This is a genomic window from Staphylococcus sp. HMSC071G07, assembly GCF_001811435.1.
GTDB lineage: Bacteria > Bacillota > Bacilli > Staphylococcales > Staphylococcaceae > Staphylococcus > Staphylococcus pettenkoferi.
On record NZ_KV804768.1, the window covers coordinates 318687 to 319322 of the forward strand.

Genomic DNA, 636 nt, shown 5'->3' on the forward strand with positions numbered 1-636 from the left:
GAAATTATTAAACGTGAACACTTGAATAAACAAGATTATGAAGCTAACCCACCAATATTTTGGGGTTTTTAATTATTTAAAGCTAATGAGCAGGAATAATTCAGTGACTTTGTTTTAACTAAACCAATACTTTTAACAACCAAGTTAAATACAAGACATAAAATTAGACTGGGAAATAAATGTATATTTACTTCTCAGTCCATTTTATTAAATCAACTAATAAGTTGGTAAAGCGAGGTATTACATATGTCAAAAAGCAAACTTATCCTATACATATCATTAGTTGTTATCGCCGCTCTTTTAATCACAGGCTATATCATGCACAAACATAAAAAAGATAAATATATTGAAACTCAAAAAGCGAGAATAGATTTATATTTTAAATATAATCTAAAAAACTATAAATTCATTCAAATAACTAAAGCAGAAAAACTTCCAATGGGAGCTGGCTACTCAATACGTGGTTACGTAAATAATGATAAGCGGTATTATTTTAATGCTTATATTTCTACTACAGAATCATATCAATATAACGGTGATATAGCATATAGTCCGAAAACTTTGGGAAAATTATTTTATCATTCTGATCCTAAAGACGAATTATATCCAAATGAAATTATTAAACGTGAACACTTG

1 protein-coding gene is annotated in these 636 nt (G+C 27.5%); it reads left to right on the forward strand.

Annotated features, from left to right (window positions below):
- Positions 1–246 precede the first annotated feature (246 nt).
- Positions 247–636, forward strand: a 390-nt coding sequence (locus HMPREF2802_RS05780) for a DUF1433 domain-containing protein (RefSeq protein ID WP_070503062.1), incomplete at its 3' end; no start/stop codon positions are given.